The organism is Acidovorax sp. LjRoot194 (assembly GCF_964253015.1).
Taxonomy (GTDB): Bacteria; Pseudomonadota; Gammaproteobacteria; order Burkholderiales; family Burkholderiaceae_C; genus Acidovorax.
This window is the reverse complement of the sequence record NZ_CAXUQB020000001.1, coordinates 2,419,470-2,435,175: the sequence shown is the minus strand read 5'-3', so window position 1 is coordinate 2,435,175 and position 15,706 is coordinate 2,419,470. Positions and strand designations below refer to the sequence as shown.

Sequence of the window (15,706 nt, the reverse complement as noted above, 5' to 3'; positions counted from 1 at the left end):
GCTCCCCACTTCGTGTGGTCGCGGCCTCCCGACGGGGCCGCTTTTCATCTTGGGGCGACACAGCGATAAAAAAAAGGCCGGTCACGCAGGGTGACCGGCCTTGTCAAGGCTGCCGGGGCAGCTTACAGAGAGTCAATCTGTCGGGTCGTTGAGGTGGTTTCTTCAGGTGGTCTCAGGTCGCAGCCGGTGCCACCACCTCCAGGTCCTTGGCCTTTCCGCGCTGGCGGAAGAAGCCGAATGTCTGCCAGGCGATGAACAGCACGATCAGGCCGATGAGCGTGCCGCTGATGGGGCGGTTGACGAACACATCGAAGCTGCCGCGCGACAGCAGCATGGAGCGGCGGAAGTTCTCCTCCAGCATGGGGCCGAGGATGAAGCCCAGCATGAGCGGCGACGGGTCCATCTCGAGCCGCATGAACAGGTAGCCCAGTGCACCGAAGGCCACGGTGATGAACACGTCGTCCAGGTTGTTGTTGATGCTGTACGTGCCGATGCAGCAGAAGAACAGAATGGCCGGGAACAGTACGTTGTACGGGATCTTGAACACCGACAGCCAGTAGCGCACCAGCGGCACGTTCAGGATCAGCAGGAAGCAGTTGCCGATCCACATGCTGGCGACCAGGCCCCAGAACAGCTCGGGGTGGCCGGCGATCATGTTGGGGCCGGGCTGGATGCCCTTGATGATGAACGCGGCCATCATCAGCGCCATGACGGCGTTCTCGGGGATGCCGATGCTCATCAGCGGGATGAAGCTGGTGCGGGCGGCAGCCTCGTCGGCAGCGGCCTGGCCGGCCACGCCTTCGATGGAGCCGTTGCCGATCTCGTGCTTGTACTTGCTGACCTTCTTGTCGAGCGCGTAGGCTGCGAACTGGGCGATCGTCGGGCCGCCGCCGGGCAGGATACCCAGGATGGAGCCCACCACGCTGCCCCGCAGCGCGCTGGGGATGATGCGCTTGAATTCGGGCCAGGTGGGGATGAGCTTGATCGTGCCGTTGAAGGGCGAGCGCTCTTCACGCGCATCCAGGTTCTTGGTGATCTCGGCGATGCCGAAGCACCCGAGCGCAATGCTCACGATGCCCACGCCGTCGGCCAGGAAGGGCATGTCCAGCGTGAAGCGCGCCGTGCCGCTGTTCACGTCGGTCCCGATCGAGCCCAGCAGCACGCCCACCATGCACATGGCCAGGCCGTTGAGCAGGCTGCCGGTGGTCACGAAGCTCACGCACACGAAGCCCACCAGCATCAGCGCGCAGTAGTCCGCAGGGCCGAACAGGAAGGCCACCTCGCCCAGGCTGGGCGCGAGGAAGGTCAGCACCAGGATGGCCACCGTGCCGCCGATGAAGCTCGACACCCCCGCCGTGAACAGTGCCAGGCCCGTCTTGCCTTTCAAGGTCATCTGGTACCCGTCGATGCACGCCACGATGGAACTGGCGTGCGGGATCTTCATTGTGATGGCGCTCACGCTGTCGCCGTACTGCGCACCGTAGTAGATGCCGGCCAGCATGATGAGCGCGCCGGTGGTGTCGATGGAATAGGTCAGCGGCAGCAGCAGGCTGATGGTGGCCAGCGGGCCGAGGCCCGGCAGCAGGCCCACCAGGGTGCCCACGGTGCAGCCGAGGGCGCAGAACATCAGGTTCTGCAGCGTGAGCGCGTGGCCGAAGCCGAACGCGAGGTTGTGAAGGACTTCCATGGTGGTGCTCTCAGAACAGCGGCAGGTTGACGCCCAGAAGCTTCTGGAACATGAAGGCGATGCCCACCAGCACCGCGGCGATCTTGAGGTTGCGCACCACCGAGTACGACGTGCCCGCAAACCCCGAGCAGAACACCAGGAACACGATGCCCGCGATCATGTTCACGTAGTGCGACAGCGCCGCAAAGCCGCACAGGCTGCCCAGGATGATCGAGATGTTGCGCACCTGGAAATTCAGCGGCGCCGGCGCCACCAGCCGCGAGCGCACCACGGTGATCACGCCGATGGCGAACAGCATGCAGCTCACGATGAACGGGAACAGGCCGGGCCCGGCGTGGCTGAGCTTGCCCAACGAATAGCCCACCGACGGCAGGCCAAAGCCCAGCGCCAGCGCCATGAGGACGACGCCCCTGGCTAAGTTGCGGTTGACCATGAAATGTTGTCTCCAGAAAAGCTTGTGGGGGACACCCCGGCGAGCCGGTCCGCACCGGTGGCTGGGGTATGCTGACGGCGCAACTATCCCCACCGAACCTGATCGCTGGCTGATCTGGGCCATGCGTAATTCCACGTAGAACTTTGAACCGACCATGCGCCTCCTTCTGGTGGAAGACGACCCCGTGCTCAGCCGCACCATGGCCCGGGGCCTTGAAAACGCAGGCCACCGCGTCGAGCTGGCCCACACGGTGGAAGAGGCCCAGCACTGGTGGGCGGTGCAGGCCTTCGACGCCGTGCTGCTGGACCTGAACCTGCCCCATGCAGCGCACGCGCGCAGCGGCCTGGGCAGCGGCCTCACCGCCCTGCGCAGCGCCCGCGCCCGCGGCGACCGCACGCCGGTGCTGGTGCTCAGCGCGCGCGACAGTACCGAAGAGCGCATCGCCGGCCTGGACGCCGGAGCCGACGACTACCTGGGCAAGCCCTACGAACTCAAGGAAGTGGAAGCCCGCCTGCGCGCCCTGCTGCGCCGCGCCAGCGGCACGGCCGACCTGGTGACCGTGGGCCAGCTGGCGCTGGACCGGCAGGCCCGCCGCGTGAGCGTGGCCGGGCAGCCGCTGGAGTTGCCCGCGCGCGAGTTCGACCTGCTGTGGGAGCTGATGACCCCGCCCGGCCGCGTGCTGAGCAAGGGCGATCTGTCGTCGCGCCTGTCCGATGCGGGCGAGGCGCTGGGCGAGAACGCGCTGGAGGCGTCGTTCTCGCGCCTGCGCCGCAAGATCGCGGGCAGCGGCGCGGCCATCCGCACGCTGCGCGGGCTGGGCTACCTGCTGGAGGAAGAATGAGGCACCGCCCCGCCGAGGCCCTTGCGCGGCGCCGGCCTCGTGCATCGCAGGTGGAGCGCAGTGCCACGCCCCGCTGACACGACGCCCGCGCGCCAGCGCCCCGCCCTGCGCGAGCGCATCGGGCGGCACGTGCTGCTGTCGCTGGTGCTGATCTGGGGCCTGGGCAGCACCGTGGTGCTGGGCGTGGGCAACCATTTCGTGGCGGAGGCCTTCGACCGCGCGCTGCTGGACGACGCGCATGCACTGGCGGCGCACGTGCGCGGCGGCGACGCGGCACCCGGCACGGCGCCGCTGCAGCTCGACCTGACACAGCGCGAGGTCGGGCTGCTGCGGTTCGACCAGAGCGAGACCGTGTGGTTTGCGGTGTATGGCGACGGCGGCGCGCTGGTGGCGGGCGAGGCGGACCTGGCCCCCGACGGCGTTGCGCCCGGCAGCACGCACACCTTCTCGCCGCTGCGGCGCGACGGCCGGGAGCTGCGCCGGGTGAGCCTGCGCATCGACGGGCCGCAGCCCTTCACCGTGGTGATGGCGCAGACCACGGCGGAGCGCACGCAGCTGCTGCGCCGGCTGCTGGTGTATTCGGGCCTGGCGCAGCTGTGGCTGCTGGTGGCGCTGGGCTCGTGGCTGCTGCGCGGCATCGAGCGCGACCTGCGGCCGCTGAGCGACCTGCAGGACGCCATGGACCGCCGCGACGCGGCCGACCTGCAGCCGCTGCCCCAGGCCCTGACGCAGGGCGCCGCCACCAGCGACGTCCAGCGCCTGGGCGAGGCGCTGGACGGCCTGCTGGCCCGCGTGCAGCAAAGCCTGCATGCGCAGCGCGAATTCGCCGGCAACGTGGCGCACGAGCTGCGCACGCCGCTGGCCGGCATCCGCACCCAGGCGGCGCACGCGCTGGCGCACAGCGACCCCGCCGTGTGGCGCGGTGAACTGGAAGGCATCGCCGCCGCCGAGCAGCGCGCGAGCCGCACCGTGGACCAGCTGCTGGCCCTGGCCCGGGCGACCGAAGGCGGCATCGCGCTGGCGCTGCAGCCCCTGGCACTGAACACCGCCGTGCGTGAGGTCGTGCTGCGCTACCTGCCGCGCGCCGATGCGCTGGGCGTGGACCTGGGTGCCGAGGGGCTGGACCACGCCGTGGCAGTGCAAGCCAACCTGGCGCTGGTGGAGGGCATCCTGCACAACCTGCTCGACAACGCGCTGCGCTACGGCCGCGGCCAGCCGCCGCGCATCACCGTGTCGCTGCACCTACAGGCCGAGCACGCCGTGCTGTGCGTGGCCGACAACGGCCCCGGCGTGGGCCCCGACCTGGCCGGGCAGCTGCAGCAGCGCTGGGCGCAGGGCGACCCGGGCCTGCAACTGGGCCAGGGCGCGGGCCTGGGGCTGTCCATCGTGGCGCGTTATGCGCAGCTGATGGGCGGACGGCTGGAGCTGGGCGAGGCAGAACCCGGTGCGCAGGCCACGGGGCTGGCCGCCCGGGTGTGGCTGCCCCTGGCGGCGCGGGGCGCGCGGGACGGCGGCCCCGCGAACGACAGGACCGACGGAACCAGCGGCAACACGCACGCTTGATGCAGGTCAAGGCGGCTGCGGGCAGCCCGGCCACAATGGGCCGGTGCCAAACCTCCTGAACCCGCCTTCCCGCTCCCCCACATCGACCGTGACCAGCATCACCAACCGCAGACTGCAGCGTGCCGCGCTCTGCGTGGCCGTGGTGGCCGCTGGGGTGGCACTGGCGGCCTGCGACAGGTTGGGTGGTGGACTGGGCACCCACGCTGCCGTGCCTGCAGTTGCCAGCACGGCCGAGACAGACTTCGACACGCTGGTGGCCGCCTGCACGCAGTCGCTGGCAGGCCGGGAGCGCACGGTGCAGCCCGACAACGAAGGCCAGTGGACCCAGACCGGCTACAGCCCCGCGCAGGTGCAGCGCGAGGTCACGCGCACCGAGTCGCCCATCACGCCGTACGTGGGCAAGATCGTGGTCAAGGACAACGTGGCGCAGGCCAGCGCCGGGTCGCAGGCCCAGGCGGCGGCCATCACGCTGACGCCCGCGCACCTGCGCTCCAACCGCACCCACACCTTCGTCTACAGCTTCGACGGCCAGCGGTGGCGCTGGAACAACGGCGTGCGGCTGACCAAGGCGCCGCCGCAGAACGACGAGACCACGCCGTTGGCGCTGGCCGATGTGGCGGCGGACAAAGGCCTGGCGGGCTGCCTGCCGCGGTGATGCGCCAGCGGCGGGCGCCAGGCCACCGCTATCATTTCAATAGCTTCTAGCGCTTGACCATCAAGCGGTAGAGGCCATTTTCATTCAGAACTAGCGGCCCCTGTGCTGCCGGGCGCGGGCTGGCTGCCCGCTCCTTCACGGACCCCGGGGCGTCAATCACCCACCGGGGTGCCGATCACTGGCCGGATCAAGCCCTGTCGCGGCTGCGGCCAGCGTCATGCAGGCACGGCGTCCTGAGCGCTGGGCACCGTCGACGCGGACGGGGCGTCGGGTGCAGCAGCCGCCCGCGCCGCCCCGTTGCGCCGTGCGGTGTACCGGTTCTCCGGCACCGGCAGGCTCAGATTGCCGCGCAGGGTCTCGGCAGCGTACTCGGTGCGCAGCAGCCCACGCGCCTGCAGCACCGGCACGGCCAGCTCGACAAAGGCCTTGAGCGAGGTGTTGGGCAGCGCTTCGAAGAAGTTGAAGCCATCGGCCGCGCCGCCCTCGAACCAGCGCTGGATTTCATCGGCGACCTGCTCCGCCGTGCCGACGAAGGTGCGCTTGGGCCGGGCGTGCCACAGCGCCACCTCGCGCAGCGTCAGGCCGTGCTCGCGGGCGTGCTGCTTGATGCGGTCGCTCGCGCTTTGCTGGCTGTTGCGGCCCAGGTCGCCCAGGTCCGGGAAGGGTTCGTCCAGCGGGTACTGCGAAAAGTCGTGATCGCTGAACGGACGCGCCAGCGCGGCGATGGCGTTCTCGATGGGCACGAGCGCGGCCAGTTCCTCGTAGCGCTGCGCGGCCTCCTGCTCCGTGCGGCCCACGATGGGCCGAAAGCCCGGCAGCAAGAAGACCTCGTCGGGGTTGCGCCCCTCGGCCCGCACGCGGGCCTTCACGTCCCGGTAGTAGGCCTGGGCGTCCTCGAACGTGTCGGCATGGAAGAAGATGGCGTCGGCCCGCTGCGCGGCAAAGGTCTTGCCGTCGTGCGAGGCGCCGGCCTGGAAGATCACGGGCTGCCCCTGGCGAGAGCGGGCGATGTTCAGCGGCCCTTCCACCGCAAAGAACTCGCCCTGGTGGTCCAGCTTGTGCAGCTTGTCCTCGTCGAAAAACTGGCCGGTGGCCTTGTCGTGCACCAGGGCGTCGTCCTCCCACGAATCCCACAGGCCCTGCACCACATCCAGGTGCTCGCCCGCCAGGCGGTAGCGCACGTCGTGGGCGTAGTGCTCCTGGCGGCTGTAGTTGCGTGCGCTGCCGTCCAGCCACGACGTGACCACGTTCCAGCCCGCGCGCCCGCCGCTGATATGGTCGAGCGAGGCGAACTGCCGCGCCACGGTGAAGGGCTCGCTGTAGCTGGCGGTGAGCGTGGCCACCAGGCCGATGTGCGAGGTGGCGGCCGCCAGCGCCGACAGGATGGTGATGGGCTCGAAGCGGTTGAGGTAGTGGGGGCTGGAGCGCGGCGTGATGTGCACGCTGTCGGCCACGAACAGGAAGGTGAACCGCGCCTGCTCGGCCAGCTGCGCCTGCGCCTTGTAGAACGCGAAATTGGTGCTGGCGTCGGTCACGGCATCCGGGTGGCGCCAGTCGCCCCACCCGGCCCCCACGCCGTGCAGCACCAGGCCGAGTTGGAGGGTGCGCGGCGCGCGTGGCGCCGGCGTGGCGGGTGCGGAAGATGAGGTCATGGTGGTCCTGGAAACTGTGGCCCGAAGGCAGGTCACAAACCCCTCAGCGTAGAAACCTCGGCCCGCCGCGCCAACGAAGAAATTCAGATATCGGTATGCCCCGCGTCGTCGCCTGGCGCATCGCCCGCGCCCTGGCCCAGGCCGTGCGCGCTTTGCTGCACCGCCTTCTCCACCGCGTCGCGGGTGAGCGTGGGCACGAAGCTCTCGATGAAGTGGTAGGCATAGCCCCGCAGCCAGGCCCCACGGCGCAGGCCCAGGCGCGTGAGGTTCACCTCGAACAGGTGGCCCGCATCGATCAGGCGCAGGTGGCGGTCGCGCTCGGCATCCACCGCGATGGACGCGACGATGCCCACGCCCATGCCCAGCTCCACATAGGTCTTGATCACGTCGGCGTCCATGGCGGTGAGCACGATGTCGGGCGCAATGCCCTCGCGCGCAAAGGCCTCGTCGATGTGCGCGCGGCCGGTGTAGCCCAGCTCGTAGGTGATGATGGAATGCTCTGCCAGTTGCTCCAGCGTGACCGGGCCCTCCAGGTCCAGCAGCGGGTGGCCCGGGGGCACGACGATGCTGTGCGTCCAGCGGTAGCACGGCAGCGTGACCAGCCCGTCGTAGCTGGCCAGCGCCTCGGTGGCCACGCCGATGTCGGCCTCGCCGGACATCAGCATCTCGGCCACCTGGCGCGGCGATCCCTGGTGCAGGTGCAGCGACACCTGCGGGAACATCGCCCGGAAGTCGCGCACCACCTGGGGCAGCGCGTAGCGCGCCTGCGAGTGCGTGGCCGCCACCGACAGCCGCCCTTGCGAGCTGGCGCTGAAGTCCTGGCCCGCGCGCTTCAAATTGTCGGCTTCGAGCAGCAGGCGCTCCACCGTGGGCAGCAGCGCCTCGCCCGGTGGAGTCAGTCCCGTGAGGCGCTTGCCCGCGCGCACGAAGATCTCCACGCCCAGCTCCTCCTCCAGCTCGCGGATCTGGCGGCTGACGCCCGGCTGCGAGGTGTGCAGCATGTTGGCCACCTCGGTCAGGTTGAAGCCGCGCCGGACGGCTTCGCGCACGGAGCGCAGTTGTTGGAAGTTCATGGCTGGCTCCTGGCGGGAAGCGAGCGTGGCGCGTTAAGGGCGCGCACAGCCAGGCGATAGGTCGGGTGGGCGAAGAAGGTCACAGGCTGTATGTTGTAGTTCAAATAACCTGTCAATCTTAAAATAACGAATTTAAAACGATAAACAATATATAGAGATAACTTTCCGCCCAAAATGTCTATGTGGGACTGGCTGCAGCGCGAGCAGGAGGCGAACGCAAGCGCCGCCCGAAGCGGCTCCCAAGGTGCCAACTCTTTTGCGGGAAGTGAATCGATGGCCGTCGGACGGCCGGGTACCTGGGCCAGCCTTAGCGCACCGCGATGCGCCGCAGCCACAGCATCACGAACACGGCGCCCAGGCCTGCGGTGACGATGCCCACGGGCAGCTCCTGCGCCCCCAGCACGGTGCGGGCCAGCAGGTCGCTGCCCAGCAGCAGCGTGGCGCCCAGCAAGGCCGCGCACGGCACGAATGCCGCATGCAGTGGGCCCACAAAACGCCGCGCCACGTGCGGCACCATCAGCCCCACAAAGCCGATCACCCCCGTGAGCGCCACGCAGCAGGCAGCCGCCACGGCAGCGACGAGAAAGACCTGCACCCGCAGCCGCTCGGGCGCCACGCCCACGCTGTGCGCGGTGTCATCGCCCGCCAGCAGCGCATCGAGCGCGCGGTGCCGCAGCGCCACGAAGGCCGCCACCACCAGCAGGCCCGCCAATGCCAGCCACAGGTTTTCCCACCGCGCCAGGCCCAGCCCGCCCATGGACCAGAACACCACTGCATGCGCCGCACGCTGGTCGCCGGCAAACACCAGCGCGTGCGTCAGCGCGCCGAACAGGAACGACACCGACAACCCCGCCAGCACCGTCTGCGCCGGGCCCTGCCCCACCGCGCGGCGCACCAGCAGCAGCACGGCCGCCGCGGCCACCATGGCCCCGGCGAAGGTGGCCAGCGGCAAGGTCCAGGCGCCCAGCGAGTCGCCCGCCCAGGCCAGCACCGCCACCGCACCGGCCGATGCGCCCGACGACAGCCCGAACAGGAAGGGGTCGGCCAGGTCGTTGCGGGTGACGGTCTGCAGCAAGCTGCCCACCATGGCCAGCGTGGCGCCCACCAGCAGCGCCAACAGCACGCGCGGCAGCCGCAGGTCGCGCACGATGGCCTGCGCCATGGAGCCATCCGCCCCCCCGGGGCGCGCCAGCGCGGCCAGGGCCTCGTGCCACGCGACAGGGGTGCTGCCCATGGTCAGCGACAGCAGGGCCAGCACCAGCAGCAAGGCCACGGCGGCCAGCGGCAAGGCCCAGCGCGGCAGCGTCATGGCACGGCCCGCAGCGCGCGGGCGATCTTTTCGATGGCGCCGATGTTGGCCGGGCCGGGCGTGAGCTCGGCATAGCGCAGCGGGATGAAGCGGCCGTTGCGCACCGCGTCGGTGAGCCGCATGGCCGGGTGCGACTGCAGCACCTGGCGCAGGTGGTCGGGGCCCTGGCCGTTCTGGTAGTCGAGCAGCACGATGAACTGCGGGTTGCTGGCCGCCACGGCCTCCCACGACGCGGTGCCCCAGCTCATGGGCAGACCGTCCATCACGTTGCGGCCGCCAGCGGCGTCGATCAGCGCGGTGGGCATGGCGGCGCGCCCGGCGGTGAAGGGCTTGTCCTCGCCCGAGTCGTAGACGAACACGCGCGGCGCGGCCGGCAGCGCGGGCTGCGCCGCGGCCCGCACGCGCGCCTGCCACTGGGCCACCAGCCGCTCGGCCGCATCGCGGCGGCCGAACACGGTGCCCAGGCGCAGCATGTCGCCGTAGAGCAGGTCCAGGGTGGCGCGGGGCTTGTCGCGCAGCGTGTGCGAGCAGCTTTCGGTCAGCACCAGGGTCTTGATGCCGTGGCGTGCCAGCGTGGTGGGTGTGACCTCGCCACCGGGCTGCATGCCGTAGTACCAGCCCGCCATGAAAAGGTCGGGCCGCGCGGCGAGCAGGTTTTCGAGCGTAGGGTATTTGGGCGCGAGCTCGGGCACGTCGCCCAGGGTCTCGCGCAGCGATGCGTCGGACTTGTACCAGCCGGTGATGCCCGTCACGCCCACCAGTTGCGGGCGCAGGCCCAGGGCCAGCGCCATCTCGGTCATGTTGAGGTCGTGCACCACCAGGCGCTGGGGCGGGGCATCGAAGCGCAGGGTGTCGCCGCAGTTGGACACGGTGACCGGAAAGCCCGCCACAGCACCCGCTGCAGCGGCGGGGCCTGCGGCAGCCAGCAGCAACGACATGGACAACAACCAGGATTGCAGCACCGCCTTCATCATGCGGCCTCCCTCTCGAACGACCACAGCGTGCCGCCGTGCCGTGGGTGCCGGGTGTGCACCAGCTCCATGCCGAACACGCTGGCCACGCGCTGCGCGCTCAGCGCCTCGCGCGGGGGGCCGTCGGCCACCAGGCGGCCGGCCTGCAGCATCCACACCCGGTCGGCGAAGGATGGCACCAGCCCCAGTTCGTGCAACGCCGCCACCACCGTGATGCCCAGGCCGCGCACCAGCGCCAGCAGGTCGGCGCGCGCCGCCAGGTCCAGGTGGTTGGTGGGCTCGTCCAGCAGCAGCAGCGTGGGCTCCTGTGCCAGCGCCCGCGCCAGGTGCGCGCGCTGGCGCTCGCCGCCCGACAGGGTCGACAGCCCGCGCGCGGCCAGGGTGTCGATCCGGCAGGTGCGCAGCGCGGCGTCCACCACCCGCGAGTGTTCGGCGCGGGCCACGCGGTGCTGGTGCGGCAGCCGGCCGATGGCCACGTAGTCGCGCACCAGCAGGCCCAGGTCCACCGATTCGGACTGCGCGAGCACCGCCACGTGGCGTGCGCGGTCCGGCGCAGGCCAGCCGGCCAGGTCGTGCCCCTGCACCCGCACCACACCGTGCGTGGCCGCGATGCGTGCGCACAGCATTTTCAGCAGCGTGCTTTTGCCCGCACCGTTGGGCCCCACCAGGGCCACGCATTCGCCGCGGTGCACGGTCGCATCGATGGGCGCCAGCAGTTCGCGCCCGCCGTCGGTACAAAAGCCTGCGGCCTGCAGCTGCAGCACGGGGGTGGGCGTGGCCAGGGGTGGAGACATGCGGCGAGCTTATAGCGCCCAGCGCACGGCCAGCTCGACGCTGCGCGGCGCGCCCAGCAGGATCTGGTCCGGGTAGAACGGGTCCGACCAGGCGGCATACACCTTGTTGGCCAGGTTGCGCCCGCGCAGCGTGACCTGCACGCCGCGCGACACGTCCACCGTCAAAGCCGCATCCAGCGCGGTGTAGGCGGCCAGGCGCACGGTGTTGGCGTCGCTGTGAAAGCGCTCGCCCACATGCCGCACCGAGGCCGACAGCTGCATCGGCACGCCCGCGACGAAGCGGTAGCCCACGCCCGCATTGGCCACCACGCGCGGCGCGTTGGGCGGTGTGTTGCCCGACAGCGACCCGCCGCCGGCCAGGGCGTAGTCCTGGTAGCGCGCGCGGTTGAGCGCCAGGTTGCCCCACACGCTCCACTGCGCATCGGGCCGCAATGCGACCGAGGCCTCGGCCCCGCGCGACTGCAGGGCGCCGGCGCGTGCCAGCGTCTGGCCGCCCTGCCCCGCATACACGTTGCGCCGCTTGGTGTCGTACAGCGCGACGGTCCACTCGCCACGGTCCTGCCAGAAGCCCTGCTTCACGCCCACCTCGGCGTTGCGGGTGCGGGTGAGGTCCAGCGGCTGCGTGCCGCTGAGCAGGAAGATGTTGTTGGCCGCCACGTCGGCGCCCGTGCCGTACTGGCCGTACACGGTGATGCCCGCCGCAGCTTCCCAGGTAAAGCCCAGGCGGCCAGTGGTGGGGCGCCAGGTCTTGTCGAACGGAAAGCCGTTGCGCTGCACGCCCTGGGCGTTGGCCGAGGTGCGAGAGAGCTCGATGGACTCGTGCCGCACGCCGCCGATGAGCGCCACGGTGGGCGTGAGCTTGAGGCGGTCTTCCAGCGCCAGCACGGTGTTGCGGATGCCGGTGGTCTGCCGCTGCTGGGTGAGCGGACCGTAGGTGCCTCGCGCGGGGTTCACCAGGCTCACACTGTCGCCGGGGAAGTTGGCCGCACCGGGGCGGATGAAGTCGAGGTCGCTGTATTCGAACGCTGCCACCAGGCGGTTGTCGCGGCCTGCCACCTGGCTGTCCCACTGCAGCTCGGTCTTGTTGCCCACCGATGTCTGGTCGTGCGCGAGGAAGAACCGCTCGCGGTCCACCAGGCCTGTGGTGGCGTTGAACGCGGCGATCTCGTTGTTGAACCAGGTGCGGTCGGCGGTGTAGCGGTAGAACTGGGTGCGCAGCGTGAAGGCGCTGTCGATGCGCCAGTCGGCGCCCGCGCGCAGCCAGGTCTCGCGGGCCTCGTTGCGGTTGTCCTGCACGTTGTAGTTGGTGCGCAGCGTGCGGCGGTCGATGGCCACCGGGCCCAGGTTGGTGCCGTTGTAGTTGGAGGTGTAGGTGCCCGACACCACACCGCCCACCGGCTGAATGCCCGGGGCGTTGGCCGACACCAGCGGCGTGCCCCAGTAGCTGCTGCCGTTGTCGCGCTTGGCCTCGCCGGCCACGAAGAGCTTGACGCCCGGCGCCACGTGCCAGTCGAGCCCGCCCGAGATGTGGCGGTTGCGCTGGCCGGTGTCGTTGACGAAGCCGTCGCTGTTCGAGCCGCTCACGTCGATGCGGTAGTCCAGGTCCTTCCAGGCCGTGGTGCCGCCCGAGCCAAAGGCCACGCGCCGCTCGCCGAACGAGCCGACCGCGCCGGTCACTTCGCTCTGCACCGCGCCGCGGTGCGGCGCGCGGGTGACGAAGTTGACGGCACCGCCCACGGCGCCCTCGCCCGACATCAGCGATGCCGCGCCCTTCAAGAATTCGATGCGCTCCAGGTTGGCCGCGTCCATCACGCGCGATGTCATGTTGGGCGGGCCGATCTTGATGCCGTTGTACAGCGTGTTGATCTGGCTGTTGGCAAAGCCGCGCATCGAGAATGCGCTGGGCTCGGCCGGAAAGTCCCCCGCCGTCACCCCGACTGCGGCCTGGGCGGCTTCGGTCACCGTGCGCAGGCCGCGCTCGGCCAGCACCTCGCGCGGCACCACGTCGATGGACGCGGGTGTCTCACGCACCGTGAGGCCCAGGCGCGATGCGCTGTCGGTGCGCTGATCGAGCAGCGGGCCGGGTGTGGCGGACTCGTTCACGACGACGTCGGGCAAGGTGCCTGCGGTCTGGGCATGCAAAGGGAAAGCAGCGGCCAAGGCCAACGGCAGCGCGGCCATCCGCAGGGGATGAAAAGAGTGGCTCATACGATGATGGAAAACAGATAGACCCGGCGCCGGCCTCCCGCCAGCGCTTGAGCGTCACGGCAGCGCTCCCTGAGAGCACCACCCACTTGTTGGCCGGTATCCGGGCTGGCGGAAGAATCCCCCAAAGCCTTCCCAGGTGCTTGTTCAAGGCAACCCAGTGGCTGTGCGTAAGGGGAGCGGGCTGCCGAGGTGGCGACCCATCCGTTGACCGTTGCGGGGGCAGCGCAGGCGCGGCACGGTCCTGTTCGGTGGTGCCTCCCTGCTTCCCGTTGAACTGCGGCATGCGAACCATGCTGCGAGCACCAACGGGGCGATTCTAGGGGCACGGTGCGCCCTCGCGTCAGAAGTCATACCGGGCAGACAGCTCGAAGGTGCGCTGCGGCGCGATCAGCACCTGGCTGGTGGCCCGGCCTGCAAAGCTGGCATAGAGCTTGTCGGTGAGGTTGCGCACACGGAAGGTCAGCAGCACCGGCTTAATGCGCCAGCTGGCCGCCACGTCGGCCGTGGTGTGGCCGTTGATGCGGATCTGGTTGGCGTTGTCGGTGTACATCTTGCCGGTGTGGTTGATGGACAGGAACAGATCGAGCGGCAGGTCCTTGAACCGATAGTTGGCGAACAGGTTCACGATGCGCTCGGGCACGTTGGGCGGCGTGTTGCCCACGCGCGATACGCCGCCCGCCTCGGTCAGTGTGTCGAAGCGCGCATCGAGCGCCGCCACATTGCCCGACAGCGTGAGCTGCTTCGTCGCGCGCCACGCAGCGGCCAGCTCGACCCCGCGCGACGACTGCCGGCCGTTGTTGATGGTGACGTTGGCGTTGTTCGGGTCGCGCGAGAGCACGTTGTCGAGCGCGATGTGATAGGCCGCCGCCGTCCATTCCACGCTGGCCAGGCTTTGCTTGAAGCCCAGTTCGAGCTGCTTGCCCTTGGACTGTGGAAACGCCGCGTTGCCCGCCGACAGCAGGAAGAGCGAGCCCACCGGAATGGTGGCGTTGGTGTACTGCGCGTAGACGGACGATGCCGCGCTGAGGTCGAACACCGTGCCCAGCCGCGCGGAGTTGGACGAGTACTCTGTGCCGAAGGCGCTGAACGTGCCCAGGTTGAGGTCGGCCACGCTGCGGTCCACGTCCACGCGGTCGTGGCGCAGGCCGCCCACCAGCGTCCAGGCCGGGGTGAGCTTGAGCGAGTCTTCGGCAAACACCGAGGTGCTGCGCACGTCCGAGGTGAAGTTGGTGCGGTTGCCGCCGCCCGCCATCAGCGCCGGGTCGTCGTTGTAGGTGCCCACGGCCGGGTCGAACAGCGGCACGCGCAGGCTGGCAGCAGTGGCCGCCGAGCCGTTGGAAAAGCGCCGCGTGTTGTCGAAGTCGGTCTTGCTGATCTCGCCGCCCACCACGAACTTGTTCTCCAGGCCCGCCAGGCGCCCTGTGTGCGCGGCATCCAGCCGGTTGGACAGGTAGCGCTGGTCGTGCGCGATGGTGGTCTGGTCGCGCGTGATGGACGCGGGGGCGGTGAACACCGCGCTCTCGGAATTGCGCCACAGGCGGTCGACCTGGTTGGCCGTGAGCTCGTTGCGCAGCGTCCACTCGGGTGTCAGGCGGTGGGTGATGCGGGCGCGCAGCCAGTAGGCCTCGGACTGGTTCTTGTCGTCCAGGATGTTGTAGTTGTTGCGCGCGATGCGCCGGTCCACCACCCGGCCGTCGGGCGTGCTGACCACGCTGGTGGGCTGGGTCGCCAGACTGCCGGGAATGAGCGGCGTACCCCAGTAGGCGTGGCCTTCGTCGCGGGCATAGTCGAACGACACATCGAGCCGGGTGGCGCGCGCCAGGTCGAACGACACGCCGGTGGTCAGGTGCTCGAGCCTTTCGCTGTTGCGGTCGATGGTGCCCACGCGGGTGTCGTTGCGGCTGTAGTCGATGCGGTAGGCGCCCGTCTCGCCGACGGCACCGCCCAGGCCCACCGCCGCCCGGGTGGAGCCGTAGCTGCCGTAGGACAGCAAGGCCTCGCGCCCGGGGTTGCCACGGTCCGGCCGCTTGGTCTGGAAGTTGACGATGCCGCCAATGGCACTGTCGCCTTGCAGCACCGACGCCGGGCCCTTGAGCACCTCGATGCGCTCGTAGTTCCAGGTGTCTTGCACCCGGTTGGTCACGCCCGCGCCGGACATGCGCACGCCGTCGTACAGGTACAGCACGTTGGTGAAGCCGCGCATCGACAGCGTGGTGGGTGCCGCTGGCGTGCCCCCGCCTGCCATGCCGGCCGCACCGCGCAGCGCCTCGCTCAAGGTGCGTGCGCCGCGCTCCTGGATCACGTCCTGCGACAGGATCTCCACCGACGCGGGCGTTTCGCGCAGCGTGAGGCCCAGGCGCGATGCGCTGGTGCTGCGCTGGTCCAGCTGCAGGCTGTCGCGGTCCTGCCCGCCCACGATGCTGACCGCGGGCAATTCGCGGTCGGGCTCTGGCGTCTGGGCCCAGCTGGCGTGCGTGGCAGCAGCCACCGCCAGCGCCACGGGCGGTGCGGGTGAAGGGG

The 15,706-nt window shown here is 70.0% G+C and carries 12 protein-coding genes and 1 riboswitch; of the genes, 3 read left to right on the top strand and 9 right to left on the bottom strand.

From position 1 onward, the window contains the following. Nucleotides 1–172: 172 nt before the first annotated feature. A complete protein-coding gene (locus ACSQ3N_RS10950) occupies nucleotides 173–1,687 on the bottom strand; it encodes a tripartite tricarboxylate transporter permease (RefSeq protein WP_056168239.1) in 1,515 nt (504 codons plus the stop codon). Nucleotides 1,688–1,697: 10 nt separating this feature from the next. Next, a complete protein-coding gene (locus ACSQ3N_RS10945; protein WP_056168236.1) occupies nucleotides 1,698–2,120 on the bottom strand; it encodes a tripartite tricarboxylate transporter TctB family protein in 423 nt (140 codons plus the stop codon). A gap of 154 nt (nucleotides 2,121–2,274) precedes the next feature. On the opposite strand from ACSQ3N_RS10945, the gene ACSQ3N_RS10940 reads away from it, so the two are divergent. The 3 genes from ACSQ3N_RS10940 (at nucleotide 2,275) to ACSQ3N_RS10930 (ending at nucleotide 5,179) form a co-directional block, all read left to right on the top strand. Further along, a complete protein-coding gene (locus ACSQ3N_RS10940) occupies nucleotides 2,275–2,961 on the top strand; it encodes a response regulator transcription factor (protein ID WP_436126440.1) in 687 nt (228 codons plus the stop codon). Between the two features lie 60 nt (nucleotides 2,962–3,021). After that, nucleotides 3,022–4,524 carry a sensor histidine kinase gene (locus ACSQ3N_RS10935; RefSeq protein ID WP_436146244.1) on the top strand — a complete coding sequence of 501 codons (1,503 nt, stop codon included), beginning with the start codon at nucleotides 3,022–3,024 and terminating at the stop codon, nucleotides 4,522–4,524. A gap of 88 nt (nucleotides 4,525–4,612) precedes the next feature. Next, entirely contained in the window at nucleotides 4,613–5,179 is a 567-nt protein-coding gene (locus tag ACSQ3N_RS10930; RefSeq protein ID WP_436146243.1) for a hypothetical protein, read from the top strand. A gap of 215 nt (nucleotides 5,180–5,394) precedes the next feature. Here ACSQ3N_RS10930 and ACSQ3N_RS10925 read toward each other — a convergent pair whose 3' ends face one another. The 7 genes from ACSQ3N_RS10925 to ACSQ3N_RS10895 all read right to left on the bottom strand — a co-directional run bounded on the left by ACSQ3N_RS10925 (nucleotide 5,395) and on the right by ACSQ3N_RS10895 (nucleotide 15,686). Continuing rightward, a complete protein-coding gene (locus tag ACSQ3N_RS10925) occupies nucleotides 5,395–6,831 on the bottom strand; it encodes an LLM class flavin-dependent oxidoreductase (RefSeq protein ID WP_436146242.1) in 1,437 nt (478 codons plus the stop codon). An 83-nt stretch (nucleotides 6,832–6,914) separates the two neighbouring features. Next, on the bottom strand, nucleotides 6,915–7,904 hold the full coding sequence (locus ACSQ3N_RS10920; protein WP_436146241.1) for a CysB family HTH-type transcriptional regulator: 990 nt from the start codon (nucleotides 7,902–7,904) through the stop codon (nucleotides 6,915–6,917). A 307-nt stretch (nucleotides 7,905–8,211) separates the two neighbouring features. Then, the gene (locus ACSQ3N_RS10915; protein ID WP_436146240.1) at nucleotides 8,212–9,213 is read right to left on the bottom strand and encodes a FecCD family ABC transporter permease; all 1,002 of its coding nucleotides are present in this window, start codon (nucleotides 9,211–9,213) and stop codon (nucleotides 8,212–8,214) included. Further along, the gene (locus tag ACSQ3N_RS10910; RefSeq protein ID WP_436146239.1) at nucleotides 9,210–10,187 is read right to left on the bottom strand and encodes an ABC transporter substrate-binding protein; all 978 of its coding nucleotides are present in this window, start codon (nucleotides 10,185–10,187) and stop codon (nucleotides 9,210–9,212) included. Before ACSQ3N_RS10910 ends, ACSQ3N_RS10915 begins: the two co-directional genes overlap by 4 nt. After that, on the bottom strand, nucleotides 10,184–10,978 hold the full coding sequence (locus ACSQ3N_RS10905; protein ID WP_436146238.1) for an ABC transporter ATP-binding protein: 795 nt from the start codon (nucleotides 10,976–10,978) through the stop codon (nucleotides 10,184–10,186). Before ACSQ3N_RS10905 ends, ACSQ3N_RS10910 begins: the two co-directional genes overlap by 4 nt. A gap of 9 nt (nucleotides 10,979–10,987) precedes the next feature. After that, nucleotides 10,988–13,186, bottom strand: coding sequence for a TonB-dependent receptor (locus ACSQ3N_RS10900; protein WP_436146237.1), 2,199 nt, complete (start codon nucleotides 13,184–13,186; stop codon nucleotides 10,988–10,990). A gap of 74 nt (nucleotides 13,187–13,260) precedes the next feature. Next, nucleotides 13,261–13,505, bottom strand: a riboswitch (cobalamin riboswitch). A gap of 21 nt (nucleotides 13,506–13,526) precedes the next feature. Then, a complete protein-coding gene (locus ACSQ3N_RS10895) occupies nucleotides 13,527–15,686 on the bottom strand; it encodes a TonB-dependent receptor (protein ID WP_436146236.1) in 2,160 nt (719 codons plus the stop codon). Between the last annotated feature and the right edge of the window lie 20 nt (nucleotides 15,687–15,706).

Excerpts from the sequence above, each read along its gene's own strand:
- ACSQ3N_RS10900 (WP_436146237.1), bottom strand. The coding sequence starts at position 13,186 with ATGAGCCACTCTTTTCATCCCCTGCGGATGGCCGCGCTGCCGTTGGCC.
- ACSQ3N_RS10910 (WP_436146239.1), bottom strand. The coding sequence starts at position 10,187 with ATGATGAAGGCGGTGCTGCAATCCTGGTTGTTGTCCATGTCGTTGCTG.
- ACSQ3N_RS10940 (WP_436126440.1), top strand. The coding sequence starts at position 2,275 with ATGCGCCTCCTTCTGGTGGAAGACGACCCCGTGCTCAGCCGCACCATG.
- ACSQ3N_RS10950 (WP_056168239.1), bottom strand. The coding sequence starts at position 1,687 with ATGGAAGTCCTTCACAACCTCGCGTTCGGCTTCGGCCACGCGCTCACG.
- ACSQ3N_RS10905 (WP_436146238.1), bottom strand. The coding sequence starts at position 10,978 with ATGTCTCCACCCCTGGCCACGCCCACCCCCGTGCTGCAGCTGCAGGCC.
- ACSQ3N_RS10945 (WP_056168236.1), bottom strand. The coding sequence starts at position 2,120 with ATGGTCAACCGCAACTTAGCCAGGGGCGTCGTCCTCATGGCGCTGGCG.
- ACSQ3N_RS10915 (WP_436146240.1), bottom strand. The coding sequence starts at position 9,213 with ATGACGCTGCCGCGCTGGGCCTTGCCGCTGGCCGCCGTGGCCTTGCTG.
- ACSQ3N_RS10925 (WP_436146242.1), bottom strand. The coding sequence starts at position 6,831 with ATGACCTCATCTTCCGCACCCGCCACGCCGGCGCCACGCGCGCCGCGC.
- ACSQ3N_RS10920 (WP_436146241.1), bottom strand. The coding sequence starts at position 7,904 with ATGAACTTCCAACAACTGCGCTCCGTGCGCGAAGCCGTCCGGCGCGGC.